An 18,648-nucleotide genomic window follows, 5' to 3' on the forward strand; every position below is an offset into this window, starting at 1 on the left:
GGGGGGGGGGGCGGATTTTTTTCTTACTTGCCGCGAGCCGTGATCACGGCGTCGGCTACGTTCTTCGGAGCTTCAGCGTAGTGCTTGAACTCCATCGTGTACGTAGCGCGGCCTTGCGTGGCCGAACGCAGCGAGGTCGAGTAGCCGAACATCTCTGCCAGCGGAACTTCCGCGCGCAGGATCTTGCCGCCGCCGACCATGTCGTCCATGCCCTGGATAATGCCGCGACGCGACGACAGGTCGCCCATCACGTTACCCATGAAGTCTTCCGGCGTTTCCACTTCCACGGCCATCATCGGCTCGAGCAGCACCGGGCTGGCGCGGCGCATGCCTTCCTTGAAGCCCATGGAGCCGGCCATCTTGAACGCGTTTTCGTTCGAGTCCACATCGTGGTACGAACCGAAGAACAGCGTGACCTTGACGTCGACCACCGGGAAACCTGCCAGCACGCCGGCGTTCAGGGTTTCGGTAATGCCCTTGTCCACCGCGGGGATGTACTCGCGCGGCACCACACCGCCCTTGATGGCGTCGACGAACTCGTAGCCCTTGCCCGGTTCCTGCGGCTCGAGCTTGAGCACCACGTGACCGTACTGGCCACGGCCGCCCGACTGCTTGACGAACTTGCCTTCGACTTCTTCGCAGACCTTGCGGATGGTTTCGCGGTAGGCAACCTGGGGCTTGCCCACGGTGGCTTCCACGCCGAATTCGCGCTTCATGCGGTCGACCAGAATTTCCAGGTGGAGCTCGCCCATGCCCGAAATGATGGTCTGGCCGGATTCTTCGTCGGTCTTGACGCGGAACGACGGATCTTCCTGTGCCAGGCGGTTCAGGGCGATGCCCATCTTTTCCTGGTCAGCCTTGGTCTTCGGCTCGACGGCCTGCGAAATCACCGGCTCCGGGAACACCATGCGTTCCAGGATGATGATGTGGTCCGGATCGCACAGCGTGTCGCCCGTGGTCGCTTCTTTCAGGCCAACCGCAGCGGCGATGTCGCCTGCCAGCACTTCCTTGATTTCTTCGCGCTGGTTGGCGTGCATCTGCAGAATCCGGCCCAGGCGTTCCTTCTTGCTCTTGACCGGGTTGTAGATGGTGTCGCCCGAATTGACCTTGCCCGAGTACACACGGAAGAAGATCAGCTGGCCGACGAACGGGTCGGTCATGATCTTGAACGCCAGCGCGGAGAACTTTTCGTCGTCCGCGGCACGGCGCGAAACTTCCTTGTCGTCATCGTCCACGCCGGTGACCGGCGGAATGTCGACCGGCGACGGCAGGAAGTCGATCACGGCGTCCAGCATACGCTGCACGCCCTTGTTCTTGAACGCGGTACCGCACAGCATCGGCTGGATTTCGCAGGCGATGGTACGGTCGCGCAGACCCTTGATGATCTCGGCTTCGGACAGTTCGCCCTCTTCGAGATACTTGTTCATCAGGTCTTCGTTGGACTCGGCAGCTGCCTCGACCATCTTCTCGCGCCATTCGTTGCACGAGTCGGCCAGTTCAGCCGGGATGTCCACGTAGTCGAACTTGGTGCCCTGGCTGGCCTCGTCCCAGATGATCGCTTTCATCTTGATGAGGTCGACCACACCCTTGAAGGTGTCTTCGGCGCCGATCGGCACCACGACGGGAACCGGGCTGGCCTTCAGGCGGGTCTTCAGCTGGTCGTAGACCTTGAAGAAGTTCGCGCCGGTACGGTCCATCTTGTTGACGAAGGCCAGGCGCGGCACGCCGTACTTATTGGCCTGACGCCACACGGTTTCCGACTGGGGCTGCACGCCACCCACTGCGCAGTAGACCATGCAAGCGCCGTCCAGCACGCGCATGGAACGCTCCACCTCGATGGTGAAGTCCACGTGGCCCGGGGTGTCGATGATGTTGATGCGGTGTTCCGGGTAATTGCCGGCCATGCCCTTCCAGAAGGCGGTGGTGGCAGCGGAGGTGATCGTGATGCCACGCTCCTGTTCCTGCTCCATCCAGTCCATCGTGGCGGCGCCATCATGCACTTCACCGATCTTGTGGTTCACACCGGTGTAGAACAGGATCCGCTCGGTCGTGGTGGTTTTACCCGCGTCAATGTGAGCCGAGATACCGATATTACGGTAGCGCTCAATGGGAGTCTTACGAGCCACTTTAATCCTCTATTCGTCCGTGAGACGCCGGCATCTCATTGCCAACGCCCGTAACACAAACGGGCGAGCGTGTCATTACACAGCCCGCCCGGCAACCAACCGCGTAACTCGCGCGCTTTAGAAGCGGAAGTGCGAGAACGCCTTGTTGGCTTCGGCCATGCGGTGCACTTCGTCGCGCTTCTTCATCGCGCCGCCGCGGCCTTCCGCTGCTTCCAGCAGCTCACCTGCCAGGCGCAGCGCCATCGACTTCTCGCTGCGTTTTTTCGCGGCCTCGCGCAACCAACGCATCGCCAATGCCAAACGACGCGACGGACGGACTTCGACCGGAACCTGATAGTTGGCGCCGCCCACGCGACGGCTCTTCACTTCGACCACCGGCTTCACGTTGTTGATGGCAACGGAAAACACTTCTACGGGGGCCTTGCCTGCCTTCTTTTCGATCTGGTCGAACGCGCCATAAACGATACGTTCGGCAACCGACTTCTTGCCGTCCAGCATCAGGACGTTCATGAACTTGGCAACTTCAACGTTACCGAACTTCGGATCGGGCAGGATATCCCGCTTGGGGACTTCACGACGACGTGGCATCTTCTTTCCTTTAGATTCAGTTGAGAGCGCGGCTATTTCCCGCTCTCCGGCCACCAACTAGCTTGCCTCTCATTCAGGCAAATTCGCCGGGTGACCACTTACTCGACGGCACGGCGCATAAACGCTCCGTTTTACCGCCGCCTGGTGACAGCACCATGACGCAACCGCCACAGGCCATCGTTTGTTGCTTCGGGCTTTATGCCCGGCTTGCCTGGCGTTAGCCTTAAGCAGCCTTCGGACGCTTCGCGCCGTACTTCGAACGTGCCTGGCGACGATCCTTCACGCCTTGCAAGTCCAGCGAGCCACGGACGATGTGGTAACGCACACCCGGCAAATCCTTCACACGGCCGCCGCGAATCAGCACGACCGAGTGTTCTTGCAGGTTGTGGCCTTCACCGCCGATGTACGAGATGACCTCGAAACCGTTGGTCAGGCGCACCTTGGCGACCTTACGCAGTGCCGAGTTCGGCTTCTTCGGCGTCGTGGTGTACACACGGGTGCACACGCCGCGACGCTGGGGGCAGTTCTCAAGCGCCGGGCTCTTGCTCTTGACGACTTCAGAGACGCGCGGCTTGCGAACCAGTTGGTTGATAGTTGGCATTGTTCAATCCAGCTTGGTTTTACGGAAAAACACCCCTGGGGCCACAAGCAATGGGCCGAAGAGGCAACGACGGGTTTTGGGCGGGAAAGGTGAGCGAGCGCTCTTGAGACGGACCTGTGGAGGAACAGACTGGCCAAAGAACGCGAGCTCGCCTGGGATCCCGCTGCGACCACACCACCAGAGCATCACACGATACCCTTGGCGGGCTTGCCGATTGCGAACCGAAGGCCACAAATCTGACAGGCGAGCGAAATCCAAAGCCAAAAACTCGAATCTGCCATGTTAACAGCGGAGACGTAAACGGTCAAGCAGCTTCTGCCGCTTGCCGCTCGATGCGCATCCGGACATCAGAAGTCGGATACGGCACCCAGGGCTTCGAGGATGGCGTCGCCATAACGCTCAAGCTTGGCGGCACCAATGCCAGGCACTTCGGCCATTGCTGTCAGCGACTCAGGTGCGCTGCGCGCCAGTTCGGCCAGTGTGGCGTCGTGGAAGATCACATAGGCCGGCACGCCGTGCTCGCGCGCCGTCTCGGTCCGCCACTTGCGCAGCGCCTCCCAGTTGGCCAGCGCCTCGGTGTCCATGCCGGCGGTATGGTCGGTACGGGTGCCGGTGCCGCGCGCAGCCCGCTCGCCGCTCTTGGCTGGCTTGCTGGCCTGCCGGCGCAGCGTAATCTGCATCTCGCCCTTGAGCACCGCGCGTGCGGACTCGCCCAACAGCAGCGCGCCGTGGCCGCCGTGGTCGATCATCAGCAGTCCGTGCGCGATCAGTTGACGGAAGATGGCATGCCATTCGGATACCGTCCGGTCCGCGCCGATGCCGAAGGTGGACACCTTGTCGTGCCCCCACTGCCGGATCTTTTCCGATGCATTGCCACGCAGCACGTCGATCATGTGAGTGGCGCCGAAATGCACGCGGCTGGCCTGTGCGGTGCGGTAGACGCAGGACAGCGCCATCTGCGCCTCGCGCGTCCCGTCCCACGTCGCGGGCGGCTCCAGGCAAGTGTCGCAATTACCACAAGGTGCGCTGGCCTCGTCGAAATATCCCAGGATGCGGACGCGCCGGCATCCGGCCGTCTCGCACAGTCCGAGCAGGGCATCGAGCTTGGCCGACGAGACGCGCTTGTGCGCTTCATCCGCCTCGGACTCGTCGATCATGCGTTTCTGCTGGACCACGTCACCGAGGCCATAGGCCATCCATGCGTTGGCCGGCAACCCGTCACGACCGGCGCGGCCGGTCTCCTGGTAGTAGCCCTCCATGCTCTTGGGCAGGTCCAGGTGAGCCACGAATCGCACGTCGGGCTTGTCGATCCCCATGCCGAAAGCGATGGTTGCCACCATGATCACGCCCTCTTCTTCGCGAAAACGGGCCTGGTGGTGCTGGCGCACGCCCGCATCCATGCCGGCATGGTATGGCAGCGCGTTGAGTCCCTGGCCGCTGAGATAGCTGGCCGTGTCCTCCACCTTCTTGCGCGACAGGCAATAGACGATACCGCTGTCGTGGGTGCCGTCGGCGGCCAGGTGCTCGGCCTTGATAAAGGCCAGCAGCTGCTGGCGCGCATTGTCCTTCTCGACGATGCGATAGCGGATATTGGGCCGGTCGAAGCTGGAAATGAAGACGCGCGCATCGTGCAGCGCCAGCCGCTCGACGATTTCCTCGCGCGTGACCGAATCCGCGGTAGCCGTCAGCGCAATGCGCGGCACCTGCGGGAAGCGCTCGTGCAGCACCGAGAGCTGGATGTACTCGGGGCGGAAATCATGCCCCCACTGCGACACGCAGTGCGCCTCATCAATGGCGAACACGCCGATACGGGTACGCTCGAGCAGGTCCTGGAAGCGCGGCGTCATCAGCCGCTCGGGCGCCACGTAGAGGATTTCGAGCCTGCCGGCGAGCAGGTCACGCTCCACCGCTGAAGCCTCGGCGCCGCTGAGCGTCGAGTTCAGCACGGCCGCGCGCACGCCAGCCTCAGACAAGGCGGCGACCTGGTCCTGCATCAGCGCGATCAGCGGCGACACCACGATGCCGACCCCCTGGCCCGCCCGCTGCCGCATCAGCGCCGGAATCTGGTAACACAGCGACTTGCCGCCGCCGGTGGGCATCAACACCAGGCAATCGCCACCGTCCGCCACGTGGTCGATGATCTCCGCCTGCCGGCCGCGGAAGGCGTGGTAGCCGAAAACATCCTTGAGAATCGCCAGGGCGCGCGACATATCTACAGCTTAAAAAAGAGGGTGGGACCGCGAAAGGCGTAACCATACCACCAAGGGGGCGGCCAACTGCTTCGTACCGTGACGAATGTTCCCTGAAACCTTTCGGCCAGCGCGGCGCCAGTGTGTTTACCGGCAAAAATGCATACGACGAATAACAACATCGAAACAAGGCACAGCAAAATAAAATCCGAAATATAGAAGCAGGTAAAAAAAAATGCCCGGCCACCAGGGCCGGGCATCTTCATGCAGCTTGCTGCAGGTTCAGGCTGGCAGTCTTAAACTGCGTCGCCCTCGCCTTCGGTCGTCGCCGGCACCACCGGCGGCTCGATGAAGAGCGACTGCTCTTCGTCGGAGATCGCCTGGGCGCGTTCGCGCTCGGCCGCCTCGCGCGCCTTGCGGGCGCGGTGGTAGGCCAGACCAGTACCAGCGGGGATCAGTCGGCCAACGATCACGTTTTCCTTCAGACCACGCAGGTCGTCGGTCTTGCCCATGATCGCGGCTTCGGTCAGCACGCGGGTGGTTTCCTGGAACGATGCCGCCGAGATGAAGCTGTCGGTGGACAGCGACGCCTTGGTGATACCGAGCAGCAGGTTTTCGTACGTGGCCGGACGCTTGCCTTCGGCGATCACGCGATCGTTCTCGTCGAGCAGTTCCGAACGCTCCACCTGTTCACCCGGGATGAACTTGGTGTCGCCCACATCCGAGATCTGCACGCGGCGCAGCATCTGGCGCACGATCACTTCGATGTGCTTGTCGTTGATCTTCACGCCCTGCAGACGGTAGACGTCCTGCACTTCGTCGACGATGTAGTGCGCCAGTTCCTCGATGCCCTTCAGGCGCAGGATGTCGTGCGGGTCCGCCGGACCTTCCACGATCATTTCGCCCTTGTTCACCACCTGGCCATCGTGCACCAGGACTTGCTTTTCCTTGGTGATCAGGAACTCGTGGGCGTTGCCGTCCAGGTCCGTAATCACCAGGCGTTGCTTGCCCTTGGTGTCCTTGCCGAACGACGTGGTGCCGGTGACTTCCGCCAGCACGGCGGCGTCCTTCGGCGAACGCGCTTCGAACAGCTCGGCCACGCGCGGCAGACCCCCGGTAATGTCGCGGGTCTTTTGCGATTCGGTCGGGATACGTGCGAGCACTTCACCCACGTGCACCTGCTGGCCGTCCTTCACGGTGATCAGCGCGCCGACCTGGAAGCCGATGGTCACGGAATGGTCCGTGCCCGGAATCTTCACTTCCTGGCCGTTGGCGTCGAGCAGCTTCACCTGCGGGCGCAGGCCCTTGGTGGCAGCCGTACGGCGCTTGGCATCGATCACCACGAGGGTCGACAGGCCGGTGACTTCGTCCATCTGCTTGGCGACGGTCACGCCTTCTTCGACGTTCTCGAACTTGGTCGTGCCGGTGTACTCCGACACGATCGGGCGCGTCAGCGCGTCCCACGTGGCCAGCTGCGTACCAGCCTTGATGGCCTGGCCGTCCTGCACCAGCAGCGTGGCGCCGTACGGGATCTTGTGGCGCTCGCGCTCGCGGCCATGGTCGTCGGTGATCAGGGCTTCGCCGGAACGCGAGATGACGATCAGTTCGCCCTTCGCATTGGTGACGTAGCGCATGGTCGCCGTGAAACGCACGGTACCGGTTGCCTTCGCTTCCACGCTGGATGCCACTGCCGAACGCGATGCCGCGCCGCCGATGTGGAACGTACGCATGGTCAGCTGCGTGCCCGGCTCGCCGATCGACTGGGCGGCGATCACGCCAACCGCTTCGCCGGAGTTCACCAGCACGCCGCGGCCCAGGTCGCGGCCATAGCACATGCCGCACAGGCCGTAACGCGTATCGCACGACAGCGGGGTGCGCACCTTCACTTCGTCCACGCCGATGGCGTCGATCATGTCGACCAGGTCTTCGTCCAGCAGGGTGCCGGCCTCGATCGCGGTTTCCTGGGTTTCCGGGTTCACCACGTCGGTCACCGTCACACGGCCGAGAATACGGTCGCGCAGGGCTTCGATCACTTCACCACCCTCGACCAGGGCCTTCATGGCCACGCCGTTGGTCGTGCCGCAATCGTCTTCCACCACCACCAGATCCTGCGTCACGTCGACCAGACGACGGGTCAGGTAACCCGAGTTCGCGGTCTTCAGTGCCGTATCCGCCAGGCCCTTACGCGCCCCGTGGGTGGAGATGAAGTACTGCAGAACGTTCAGGCCTTCACGGAAGTTCGCCGTAATCGGCGTTTCAATGATCGAGCCATCCGGCTTGGCCATCAGGCCCCGCATGCCGGCCAGCTGACGGATCTGCGCAGCGGAACCGCGCGCGCCCGAGTCGGCCATCATGTAAATCGAGTTGAACGAGTCTTGCTTGACGGTGTTGCCGTCACGGTCGACCACGTCCTCGTGCTGGAGCTGCTCCATCATCGCCTTGCCCACCTGGTCGCCGGCGGCGCCCCAGATGTCCACGACGTTGTTGTAGCGTTCCTGGTCGGTCACCAGGCCCGACATGTACTGCTTGTCGTATTCCTTGACCTTGGCAGCCGCGTCGGAAATGATCTTTTCCTTTTGCGGCGGCACCAGCATGTCGTCAATGGCGATCGAGATACCGGCGCGCGTTGCCAGGCGGAAACCGGACTGCAGCAGCTTGTCGGCGAAGATCACGGTTTCACGCAGGCCGCACTTGCGGAACGCGGTGTTGATCAGGCGCGAGATTTCCTTCTTCTTCAGCGGCTTGTTCAGCACCGAGAAAGGCAGGCCCTTCGGCAGGATCTCGGACATGATCGCGCGGCCGACCGTGGTGGCCTGCAGCGTGATCTTGGGCGCGAAGCGGGCATCGCCCACGGCGTCCTTGTCGACCAGTTCATACTCGGTGATACGCACGTTCACGCGGGAGGCCAGTTCGACTTCCTTGTTCTCGTAGGCGCGGATCACTTCGCTGATGTCGGCAAACGTCAGGCCTTCGCCCTTGCCGTTGATCTTGTCGCGGGTCGTGTAGTACAGACCCAGCACCACGTCTTGCGACGGCACGATCGACGGATCGCCGTTGGCCGGGAACAGCACGTTGTTGGAGGCCAGCATCAGGGTGCGGGCTTCCATCTGCGCTTCCAGCGACAGCGGGACGTGCACAGCCATCTGGTCACCGTCGAAGTCGGCGTTGAACGCCGCGCAGACGAGCGGGTGCAGCTGGATGGCCTTGCCTTCGATCAGCACCGGCTCGAACGCCTGGATACCCAGGCGGTGCAGCGTCGGCGCGCGGTTCAGCATGACCGGATGCTCGCGGATCACCTCTTCGAGAATGTCCCACACCACCGCGGTCTGGCTTTCCACTTCCTTCTTCGCCGCCTTGATGGTGGTGGCGATGCCCATCGTTTCCAGCTTGTGGAAGATGAACGGCTTGAACAGCTCGAGCGCCATCAGCTTGGGCAGGCCGCACTGGTGCAGCTTGAGGGTCGGACCCACCACGATGACCGAACGGCCGGAGTAGTCGACGCGCTTGCCCAGCAAGTTCTGACGGAAACGGCCGCCCTTGCCCTTGATCATTTCGGCCAGCGACTTCAGCGGACGCTTGTTGGCGCCCGTCATCGCCTTGCCGCGGCGACCATTGTCCAGCAGCGAGTCAACCGCTTCCTGCAGCATGCGCTTTTCGTTGCGCACGATGATTTCAGGCGCCTTCAGTTCCAGCAGGCGCTTCAGGCGGTTGTTACGGTTGATGACGCGGCGATACAGGTCGTTCAGGTCCGAGGTGGCGAAACGGCCGCCATCCAGCGGTACCAGCGGACGCAGTTCGGGCGGCAGCACCGGCAGCACTTCCAGGATCATCCATTCCGGCTTGATGCCCGAACGCTGGAACGCTTCAAGCACCTTCAGGCGCTTGGCGAACTTCTTGATCTTGGCTTCGGAACCGGTGGTCTGCAGCTCGGCGCGGATGGTTTCGATCTGCTTTTCGATGTCGATGCCGCGCAGCAGTTCACGGATGCCTTCGGCACCCATCATGGCCACGAATTCGCCTTCGCCATACTCTTCGCACTTGGCGATGTAGTCGTCCTCGGACATGATCTGGCTCTTCTTGAGCGGGGTCATGCCGGGTTCGAGCACCACGAATGCTTCGAAGTACAGGACGCGTTCGATATCGCGCAGCGTCATGTCGAGCACCATGCCCAGACGCGACGGCAGCGACTTCAGGAACCAGATGTGCGCGGTCGGCGCGGCCAGTTCGATGTGGCCCATGCGCTCACGGCGCACCTTGGCCAGCGTCACTTCAACGCCGCACTTCTCGCAGATCACGCCACGGTGCTTCAGGCGCTTGTACTTGCCGCACAGGCACTCGTAGTCCTTGATCGGGCCAAAGATCTTGGCGCAGAACAGGCCATCGCGCTCGGGCTTGAAGGTCCGGTAGTTGATGGTTTCCGGCTTCTTCACTTCACCGTACGACCACGAACGAATCTTCTCCGGCGATGCCAGGCCGATCTTGATCGCGTCGAACTGCTCTTCCTGCTGAACCTGCTTAAAGAGATCGAGCAATGCTTTCATTGCAACTCCTTGTTTCGCCGCCAGCCCGACATCATGTCGGGCCCGCGGCATTCATCCTGTGGGAAAACCGTAGCGGGCATTCGGCGGGAGGCGGGCCATTGGCTATTGCCGGCCCCCCGCGCAATCTCAATCAGTAGCGATCGAGGTCGATGTCGATACCCAGCGAACGGATTTCCTTCACCAGCACGTTGAACGATTCCGGCATGCCGGCGTCGATCGAGTGCTCGCCCTTGACGATGTTCTCGTAGACCTTGGTCCGGCCGTTCACGTCATCGGACTTGACCGTCAGCATTTCCTGCAACACGTAGGAGGCGCCGTAAGCTTCCAGCGCCCACACTTCCATTTCACCGAAACGCTGGCCACCGAACTGCGCCTTACCACCCAGCGGCTGCTGGGTCACCAGCGAGTACGGGCCGGTCGAACGGGCGTGCATCTTGTCGTCGACCAAGTGGTGCAGCTTCAGCATGTGCATCACGCCGAGCGTCACCGGACGCTCGAACGCTTCACCGGTACGGCCGTCGTGCAGCGTGACCTGTTGCTTGGAAGCGGTCAGGCCCATTTCCTTGGCGATCGCGTCCGGGTAGGCCAGGTCCAGCATGCGACGGATTTCGTCTTCATGCGCACCGTCAAACACCGGCGTAGCGAACGGCACACCCTTCTTCAGGTTGGTGGCCAGTTCCAGCACTTCGGCGTCGGACAGGCTGTCGAGGTCTTCCGGCTTGCCGCTCTCGTTGTAGATCTGAGCCAGCAACGGACGCAGTTCCTGCGCCTTCGCCTGTGCCTTGAGCATGGAACCGATGCGCTGGCCCAGACCGCGCGCGGCCCAGCCCAGGTGGGTTTCCAGAATCTGGCCCACGTTCATCCGCGACGGCACGCCGAGCGGGTTCAGCACGATGTCGGCAGGCGTGCCGTCGGCCATGTAGGGCATGTCTTCGATCGGAACGATCTTCGACACAACGCCCTTGTTGCCGTGACGGCCTGCCATCTTGTCGCCAGGCTGCAGGCGGCGCTTGACGGCCAGGTACACCTTGACCATCTTGATCACGCCCGGCGGCAGTTCGTCGCCTTGCGTGAGCTTCTTGCGCTTTTCTTCGAAGGCCAGGTCGAACTCGTGACGCTTCTGCTCGATGGCTTCCTTGACGGCTTCCAGTTGGGCAGCAACTTCCTCGTCGGCCGGACGGATGTCGAACCAGTGGTACTTGTCCAGGTCGGCCAGGTACTCGCGGGTCAGCTTGGCGCCCTTGGACAGCTTCTTCGGACCGCCGTTGACGGTCTTGTCCAGCAGCAGGCGTTCCAGACGCTGGAAGGCATCGCCTTCGACGATACGCAGCTGGTCGTTCAGGTCCAGGCGGTAGCGCTTCAGTTCGTCGTCGATGATCGACTGGGCGCGCTTGTCGCGGGTCACACCTTCGCGGGTAAAGACCTGGACATCGATCACGATACCGCTCATGCCCGAGGGCACGCGCAGCGACGTATCCTTCACGTCCGAAGCCTTCTCGCCGAAGATCGCGCGCAGCAGCTTTTCTTCCGGGGTCAGCTGGGTCTCGCCCTTGGGCGTGACCTTGCCGACCAGCACGTCGCCCGCTTCCACTTCGGCACCGATGTAGGTGATGCCGGACTCGTCCAGACGCGCCAGTTGCGCTTCGGCGAGGTTGGAGATGTCGCGGGTGATTTCTTCCGGTCCCAGCTTGGTGTCACGGGCGACGACCGACAGTTCCTCGATGTGGATCGAGGTGTAGCGGTCTTCGGCAACCACGCGTTCGGAGATCAGGATCGAATCTTCGAAGTTGTAGCCGTTCCACGGCATGAACGCCACCAGCATGTTCTGGCCGAGCGCGAGCTCGCCCAGGTCGGTCGAGGCGCCGTCGGCGATCACGTCGCCACGGGCGACGAAGTCGCCAACCTTGACCATCGGACGCTGGTTGATGTTGGTGTTCTGGTTCGAGCGCGTGTACTTGATCAGGTTGTAGATGTCCACGCCGACTTCACCAGCAACGGCTTCATCGTCGTTCACACGGATCACGATACGCATCGCATCGACGTAGTCCACCACGCCGCCACGGGTTGCCTGCACGGCGGTACCCGAGTCGACCGCGACGGTACGCTCGATGCCGGTACCCACCAGCGGCTTGTCCGGACGCAGGCAAGGCACGGCCTGACGCTGCATGTTGGCGCCCATCAGTGCACGGTTCGCATCGTCGTGCTCGAGGAACGGCACCAGCGATGCCGCCGCGGACACGATCTGCGAAGGTGCCACGTCGATGTACTGAACGCGGTCCGGCGTGACCATACGGGTTTCACGCTCGCTACCCTCACGCGACGACACCAGTTCGTCGATCAGGGTACCGTCGGTATCGACCGTCGCGTTGGCCTGCGCCACCACGTACTTGCCTTCTTCGATAGCGGACAGGTAGTCGACCTGGTCGGTCAGCTTGCTGTCGACCACCTTGCGGTACGGCGTTTCCAGGAAGCCGTATTCGTTCAGGCGTGCGTACAGTGCCAGCGAGTTGATCAGGCCAATGTTCGGACCTTCCGGCGTTTCGATCGGGCACACGCGGCCATAGTGGGTCGGGTGCACGTCGCGGACTTCAAAGCCTGCGCGTTCGCGGGTAAGACCGCCCGGGCCCAGTGCGGAGACACGACGCTTGTGCGTGATCTCGGACAGCGGGTTGGTCTGGTCCATAAACTGCGACAGCTGCGACGAACCGAAGAACTCGCGGATCGCCGACGAAATCGGCTTCGAGTTGATCAGATCGTGCGGCATCAGGTTTTCGGTCTCGGCCTGGCCCAGACGTTCCTTGACGGCGCGCTCCACGCGCGACAGGCCGGCGCGGAACTGGTTTTCGGCCAGTTCGCCGACGCAACGCACGCGACGATTGCCCAGGTGATCGATGTCATCGACCTCGCCCTTGCCGTTGCGCAGGTTGACCAGGATCTTGATGGTCTCGAGGATGTCCTCGTCCTGCAGCACCATGCTGCCTTCGCCGCTCGGGCGGCCCAGGCGGCTGTTGACCTTCATGCGGCCAACGCGCGACAGGTCGTACGACTCTTCGCTGTAGAACAGGCGCTGGAACAGGGCTTCCACCGCGTCTTCGGTCGGCGGCTCGCCGGGGCGCATCATGCGGTAGATGGCGATACGCGCAGCGGTCTGGTCGGCGGTGTCGTCCACGCGCAGGGTCTGCGACATGTACGGACCCTGGTCCAGATCGTTGGTGTACAGGGTCTGGATCTGCTTGACGCCGGCTTCGCGCAGGTTTTCCAGCACGGTTTCGGTCAGCTCGTCGTTGGCGTTGGCAATCACCTCGCCGGTATCCGGGTCGATGATGTTCTTCGCCAGTACGCGGCCGAGCAGGTAGTCTTCCGGCACGCTGATCAGCTTGGTACCGGCGGAATCCAGGTCACGGATGTGCTTGGCATTGATCCGCTTGTCCTTCTCGACCACGACACGGCCGTCCTTGTCGGCAATGTCGAAGCGCGCGACTTCACCACGCAGGCGCTCGGGCACGAACTCCATCTGCGCGCCTTCCGACTGCAGCGTGAAGTTGTCGAACACGAAGAAGTGCGCGAGGATCTGCTCGGGCGTCAGGCCGATCGACTTCAGCAGGATCGTCACCGGCATCTTGCGGCGGCGGTCAACGCGGAAGTACAGGATGTCCTTCGGGTCGAACTCGAAATCGAGCCACGAACCGCGGTAAGGAATGATACGTGCCGAGAACAGCAGCTTGCCCGAGCTGTGGGTCTTGCCCTTGTCGTGCTCGAAGAACACGCCAGGCGAGCGGTGGAGCTGCGAGACGATCACACGCTCGGTGCCGTTGATCACGAACGAACCGGTCGACGTCATGAGCGGAATTTCGCCCATGTAGACTTCCTGTTCCTTCACTTCCTTGACCTTGCCCGGATTTTCCCGATCGTTGATGATCAGGCGCACCTTGGCACGCAGCGCCGAGTGGAAGGTCAGGCCGCGCTGTTGACATTCCTTGACGTCGAACGGCGGGTTGGACAGATGGTAGGAGACGAACTCCATACGGGCGAGCCCGTTGTGAGACACAATCGGGAAGATTGCGCTGAAAGCCGCTTGCAGGCCCTCTGTTTTGCGACGCGAGGGTGGCGTACCCTCTTGCAGAAACTGAGCGTAGGATTCAATCTGGGTGGCAAGCAGGAAAGGAACCTGATGAACCGTCGCGCGCTTCGCAAAACTTTTGCGAATGCGCTTCTTTTCGGTGAAGCTGTACGCCATGGGATCTCCGAATCATCGCAGGGCTGGCTGGACCGGCGCAGCACCTGAGGTGTTCAGCGACTGGGAGGGGATTTGGCGGTTGGCCGCTACCAACCTCTGGCTGACGGTGTCCGCACGCTGCGAGCCGGCAGAAACGACGCAATGCGTCATACCGGCCCGGGGGACACCCGACCAAACTTGTCTTCTGCAGTCGGTTCAGAAGACAAACATCAGCAACCACCTAGTGTGCCACTGATGTTTGGCCTCTGCTGAAGCTTAGGCATGCGCCCAGCTGTCAAGCATCGTTTGCGCCATTTATTCGCGTTTCCGAGTGCACAGTAAAACACACTTCGTAGAAGCGCAAAAAGGCTGGCGCCGGGAATTTCCCTTTGCCAGCCCCATTCGCGTGCCAATGGGGCACGCGAGCACAGCTTACTTGACTTCGACCTTTGCGCCGGCGTCTTCCAGCTTCTTCTTGGCGTCGGCTGCAGCAGCCTTGTCCACGCCTTCCTTGACAGCCTTCGGTGCGCCGTCGACCAGATCCTTGGCTTCCTTCAGGCCCAGGCCGGTGATTTCGCGAACAGCCTTAATCACGCCAACCTTGTTTGCGCCGATTTCCGACAGGATGACGTTGAATTCGGTTTGCTCTTCAGCAGCGGCAGCACCGCCAGCGCCCGGGGCAGCAGCCACGGCCATCGAAGCAGCGGAAACGCCAAACTTCTCTTCAAACGCCTTGACCAGGTCGTTCAGTTCCATCACGGACATCGCGCCTACGGCTTCGAGAATGTCGTCTTTGCTGATTGCCATTTGAAATACTCCTGCTAAATGTGATTCGGTATCGGTAATGCGATCTTGATGAGCCAGGCTGCGGGGGCTTGCGCCTTAAGCAGCAGCGCCTTCGCTCTCGGCGGCGGCAGCTGCGCCTTCGCCTTCGGCAGGGGCGCCTTCGCTCTTCTTGGCGGACAGGGCGGCCAGCAGACGGGCGAAGCCCGACACCGGTGCCTGCATCACGCCAAGCAGCTGAGCAATCAGTTCGTCACGGCTCGGGATCGAGGCCAGTGCCTTGACGGCAGCAGCATCGAGCACGTTGCCGTCGTACGACGCTGCGCGCAGAACCAACTTGTCGTTGGTCTTGGCAAAGTCGTTCAGAACCTTGGCCGACGACACTGCATCTTCGGAAATACCGTAGATCAGCGGACCGGTCATTTGCTCTGCGAGGCCGGCAAACGGCGTGCCTTCCACGGCGCGGCGGGCCAGCGTGTTCTTCAGAACACGCAGGTACACGCCTTGCTCGCGGGCCTTGGCGCGCAGCTTGGTCAGATCGCCAACCGCAATGCCGCGATATTCGGCAACGACGATGGTCTGGGCTTTAGCGACTTGCGCCGAAACCTCAGCAACGACGGCCTTCTTATCTTCAATATTGAGTGGCACGGTTAAGCTCCAAAACGATGCTTGTCCCCCGGATCGTCCGGGGCACGCACATCAGTCCAAACGAACGGCGTCCGATTTTGGCCCGAATCACCCGGGTCATTGCCCGGATTCTTCAATCCCTCGGGTTCGCCATCTGCGCTGGTGGGGCGGGTGGGCGTCGCGGCAAGCCACGTACGTTCCGTCCGATTAAGGCGAGGCAGCCAGACTGCAGCCGCGCCCGCCACCAGCGGTCTTTGATAACCAGCGGTGCCTGCCTCGCGCTTGCGCGCCGGCGGGTACCGCTGCCCAAAGCCTTGCTCCTTGTCTCACCGCGTTGCCCTCGGGCCACGCTGGAGTCTGGAGACGATCCCGGCCTGGGCCGGGATCTGCAATTCTTTACACCGGGCGACGTTATCGGGTCCGCCCGGCGGGTGCCGCCAGCCTTAGGCCGACAGCGAAGCCTGTTCCACGCGCACGCCAACGCCCATGGTGGACGACACGGCGATCTTGCGCAGGTACACGCCCTTGCTGGTAGCCGGCTTGGACTTCACCAGTGCTTCGATCAGCGCGTTCAGGTTGCGCTTCAGATCCGCATCCTGGAACGAACGGCGACCGATGGTGGCGTGGATGATACCGGCCTTGTCGACGCGGTACTGAACCTGACCGGCCTTGGCGTTCTTCACAGCCTGGGCCACGTCGGGAGTAACCGTACCAACCTTCGGGTTCGGCATCAGGCCGCGCGGGCCCAGGATCTGACCCAGCGTACCAACGATACGCATCGTGTCCGGCGAGGCGATCACCACGTCGAAGTTCAGGTTGCCGGCCTTGACTTGCTCAGCCAGGTCTTCCATGCCGACGATTTCGGCGCCAGCTGCCTTGGCAGCTTCAGCCTTTTCGCCTTGGGCGAACACAGCCACGCGGACCGACTTGCCGGTACCGGCAGGCAGCACCACGGAACCACGAACCACCTGGTCCGACTTCTTCGCATCAATGCCGAGTTGCACGGAAACGTCGATGGATTCGTCGAACTTGGCCGATGCGCAATCCTTCACCAGGCCCAGGGCCTCGTCGATCGGGTAGAACTTGGTGCGCTCGATCTTCGCCTTGTTGGCGGCGACGCGCTTGGAAACCTTAGCCATTTACAGACCCTCCACGGTGATGCCCATCGAACGAGCCGAACCGGCGATGGTGCGCACGGCGGCGTCCAGATCGGCGGCGGTCAGGTCAGCGTTCTTTGCCTTGGCGATTTCTTCAGCCTGGGCGCGGGTGATCTTGCCAACCTTGTCGGTGTGCGGCTTGGCCGAACCCTTGGTCAGGCCAGCAGCCTTCTTGATCAGCACAGTCGCCGGGGGCGACTTCATCACGAAGGTGAAGCTCTTGTCGGCGAAGGCGGTAATCACCACCGGCACCGGCAGGCCGGGTTCCATACCTTGGGTCTGCGCGTTGAACGCCTTGCAGAACTCCATGATGTTCAGACCGCGTTGACCCAGTGCGGGGCCCACGGGCGGGGAGGGATTTGCCTTACCAGCCGGAATTTGCAGCTTGATAAAGCCAATGATCTTCTTGGCCATATTTACTCCAATCCGGACCGCTTCCTGGAGGAATGCGATCCTGTTGAGTCGTAGCGCGCTAACGCTGCAAGGGTGGTTCATCCACCCCAGCCAGCCTCACGCTCCTCTTGTGGCCGGCCCCTTGCGGGACTGGCCGTGCATTTTTCGCCCGCCTTGCGGCCAGCATAAAATGCGAAAACTTAAACCTTCTCGACCTGGCCGAACTCGAGTTCGACCGGCGTAGCACGTCCGAAGATGGTGACCGAGACGCGCAGACGCGACTTCTCGTAGTTCACTTCCTCGACATTGCCGTTGAAGTCGGTGAAAGGACCGTCCTTGACACGAACCATCTCGCCCACTTCGAACAGCGTCTTGGGACGCGGCTTCTCGACCCCTTCCTGCATCTGGGTCATGATCTTGTCGACTTCCTTCTGGGAAATCGGACTCGGGCGATTACGCGCACCACCCACAAAACCGGTGACCTTGCTGGTGTTCTTCACCAGGTGCCAGGTTTCGTCGGTCATTTCCATCTCGACCAGCACGTAACCCGGGAAGAAACGGCGCTCGGTGACAGACTTCTGGCCACCCTTGATTTCAACCACTTCTTCGGACGGCACCAGGATGCGGCCGAACTTGTCCTGCATTTCGGCGCGCTCGATGCGCTCCTGCAGCGCGCGCTGCACGCTCTTTTCCATGCCGGAATAAGCGTGCACCACATACCAGCGCTTCTTCGACGAAGGCGATTCAGCTGCGGGGACTTCCTGTTGTGCGTTATCCGTCATGTTCTATCCTTCATTTCCAGCCCAACACGAGCGAAAAGATGACCCACTCGATGAGCTTGTCCGCTGACCACAGGAACACGGCCATGATCACGACGAAGACGAACACCAGGCCCGTCATTTGCCCGGCTTCCTTGCGGGTGGGCCAAACGACTTTGCGGACTTCGCGATACGATTCCTTGGAGAAACCGATGAAGTCCTTGCCAGGTGCCGAGACCAGCGCGACCACCACGCCCAGTGCAATGCCACCGAACAGGGCGGCGCCGCGCACATAGGATGGCTGCTGTGCCAGGGCATAGAAACCGATGACGCCGACAACCACCAGTAGCACCGCGACGCCAAGCAACCACTTACCACTGGCGGCGTTGACGGTTTCGACGTTGGGATTGGCCATGTTTCGCAAACGAGACTAAGCCGCGTCACGATACTCTCTATCGCGACGCGGCTGATTGAATTGGCAGGGGCAGAGGGAATCGAACCCCCAACCTTCGGTTTTGGAGACCGACGCTCTGCCAGTTGAGCTATACCCCTAAAACAACTGTGGGGTCGGCAATGAAGCCAACCCCTCTGGCAACGAATACGGCCGGTTGGTGCCGTATTCGCTGATCGACTTTATCAGTCGAGGATCTTTGCCACGACGCCGGCGCC

Annotated in this window: 13 protein-coding genes and 1 tRNA gene; all 14 read right to left on the reverse strand. The window is 61.9% G+C overall.

Going from position 1 to position 18,648, the window contains the following annotated elements:
- Positions 1 to 23: 23 nt before the first annotated feature.
- Positions 24 to 2,126 (reverse strand): elongation factor G, encoded by a 2,103-nt coding sequence (gene fusA, locus CF70_RS33575; RefSeq protein WP_035876144.1) that lies wholly within the window; start codon positions 2,124 to 2,126, stop codon positions 24 to 26.
- A 117-nt stretch (positions 2,127 to 2,243) separates the two neighbouring features.
- Entirely contained in the window at positions 2,244 to 2,714 is a 471-nt protein-coding gene (gene rpsG / locus CF70_RS33580; RefSeq protein ID WP_035876146.1) for a 30S ribosomal protein S7, read from the reverse strand.
- 223 nt (positions 2,715 to 2,937) lie between these two features.
- Entirely contained in the window at positions 2,938 to 3,315 is a 378-nt protein-coding gene (gene rpsL, locus CF70_RS33585) for a 30S ribosomal protein S12 (protein ID WP_006162330.1), read from the reverse strand.
- A 347-nt stretch (positions 3,316 to 3,662) separates the two neighbouring features.
- The gene (recQ, locus tag CF70_RS33590) at positions 3,663 to 5,525 is read right to left on the reverse strand and encodes a DNA helicase RecQ (protein WP_035876147.1); all 1,863 of its coding nucleotides are present in this window, start codon (positions 5,523 to 5,525) and stop codon (positions 3,663 to 3,665) included.
- A 2-nt stretch (positions 5,526 to 5,527) separates the two neighbouring features.
- Positions 5,528 to 5,770 carry a hypothetical protein gene (locus CF70_RS36410; RefSeq protein ID WP_152561985.1) on the reverse strand — a complete coding sequence of 81 codons (243 nt, stop codon included), beginning with the start codon at positions 5,768 to 5,770 and terminating at the stop codon, positions 5,528 to 5,530.
- A gap of 30 nt (positions 5,771 to 5,800) precedes the next feature.
- Positions 5,801 to 10,045 carry a DNA-directed RNA polymerase subunit beta' gene (gene rpoC, locus CF70_RS33595; protein ID WP_035876149.1) on the reverse strand — a complete coding sequence of 1,415 codons (4,245 nt, stop codon included), beginning with the start codon at positions 10,043 to 10,045 and terminating at the stop codon, positions 5,801 to 5,803.
- A 130-nt stretch (positions 10,046 to 10,175) separates the two neighbouring features.
- Positions 10,176 to 14,282 (reverse strand): DNA-directed RNA polymerase subunit beta, encoded by a 4,107-nt coding sequence (gene rpoB / locus CF70_RS33600; protein ID WP_035876151.1) that lies wholly within the window; start codon positions 14,280 to 14,282, stop codon positions 10,176 to 10,178.
- A gap of 411 nt (positions 14,283 to 14,693) precedes the next feature.
- Positions 14,694 to 15,068, reverse strand: a complete 375-nt coding sequence (gene rplL / locus CF70_RS33605; RefSeq protein ID WP_035876154.1) for a 50S ribosomal protein L7/L12 — start codon at positions 15,066 to 15,068, stop codon at positions 14,694 to 14,696.
- Positions 15,069 to 15,143: 75 nt separating this feature from the next.
- Positions 15,144 to 15,692, reverse strand: a complete 549-nt coding sequence (rplJ, locus tag CF70_RS33610; protein WP_006162335.1) for a 50S ribosomal protein L10 — start codon at positions 15,690 to 15,692, stop codon at positions 15,144 to 15,146.
- Between the two features lie 422 nt (positions 15,693 to 16,114).
- Entirely contained in the window at positions 16,115 to 16,810 is a 696-nt protein-coding gene (gene rplA, locus CF70_RS33615) for a 50S ribosomal protein L1 (RefSeq protein WP_035876155.1), read from the reverse strand.
- On the reverse strand, positions 16,811 to 17,242 hold the full coding sequence (gene rplK / locus CF70_RS33620) for a 50S ribosomal protein L11 (protein ID WP_006162338.1): 432 nt from the start codon (positions 17,240 to 17,242) through the stop codon (positions 16,811 to 16,813). It abuts the gene before it with no gap.
- A gap of 179 nt (positions 17,243 to 17,421) precedes the next feature.
- Entirely contained in the window at positions 17,422 to 18,003 is a 582-nt protein-coding gene (gene nusG, locus CF70_RS33625; protein WP_006162340.1) for a transcription termination/antitermination protein NusG, read from the reverse strand.
- Positions 18,004 to 18,013: 10 nt separating this feature from the next.
- Complete coding sequence (secE, locus tag CF70_RS33630; protein WP_035876157.1) at positions 18,014 to 18,394, reverse strand: preprotein translocase subunit SecE; 381 nt, start codon at positions 18,392 to 18,394, stop codon at positions 18,014 to 18,016.
- Positions 18,395 to 18,455: 61 nt separating this feature from the next.
- Positions 18,456 to 18,531, reverse strand: a tRNA-Trp gene (locus CF70_RS33635).
- Between the last annotated feature and the right edge of the window lie 117 nt (positions 18,532 to 18,648).

The sequence above is a fragment of the Cupriavidus sp. SK-3 genome, assembly GCF_000611145.1.
Lineage (GTDB): Bacteria > Pseudomonadota > Gammaproteobacteria > Burkholderiales > Burkholderiaceae > Cupriavidus.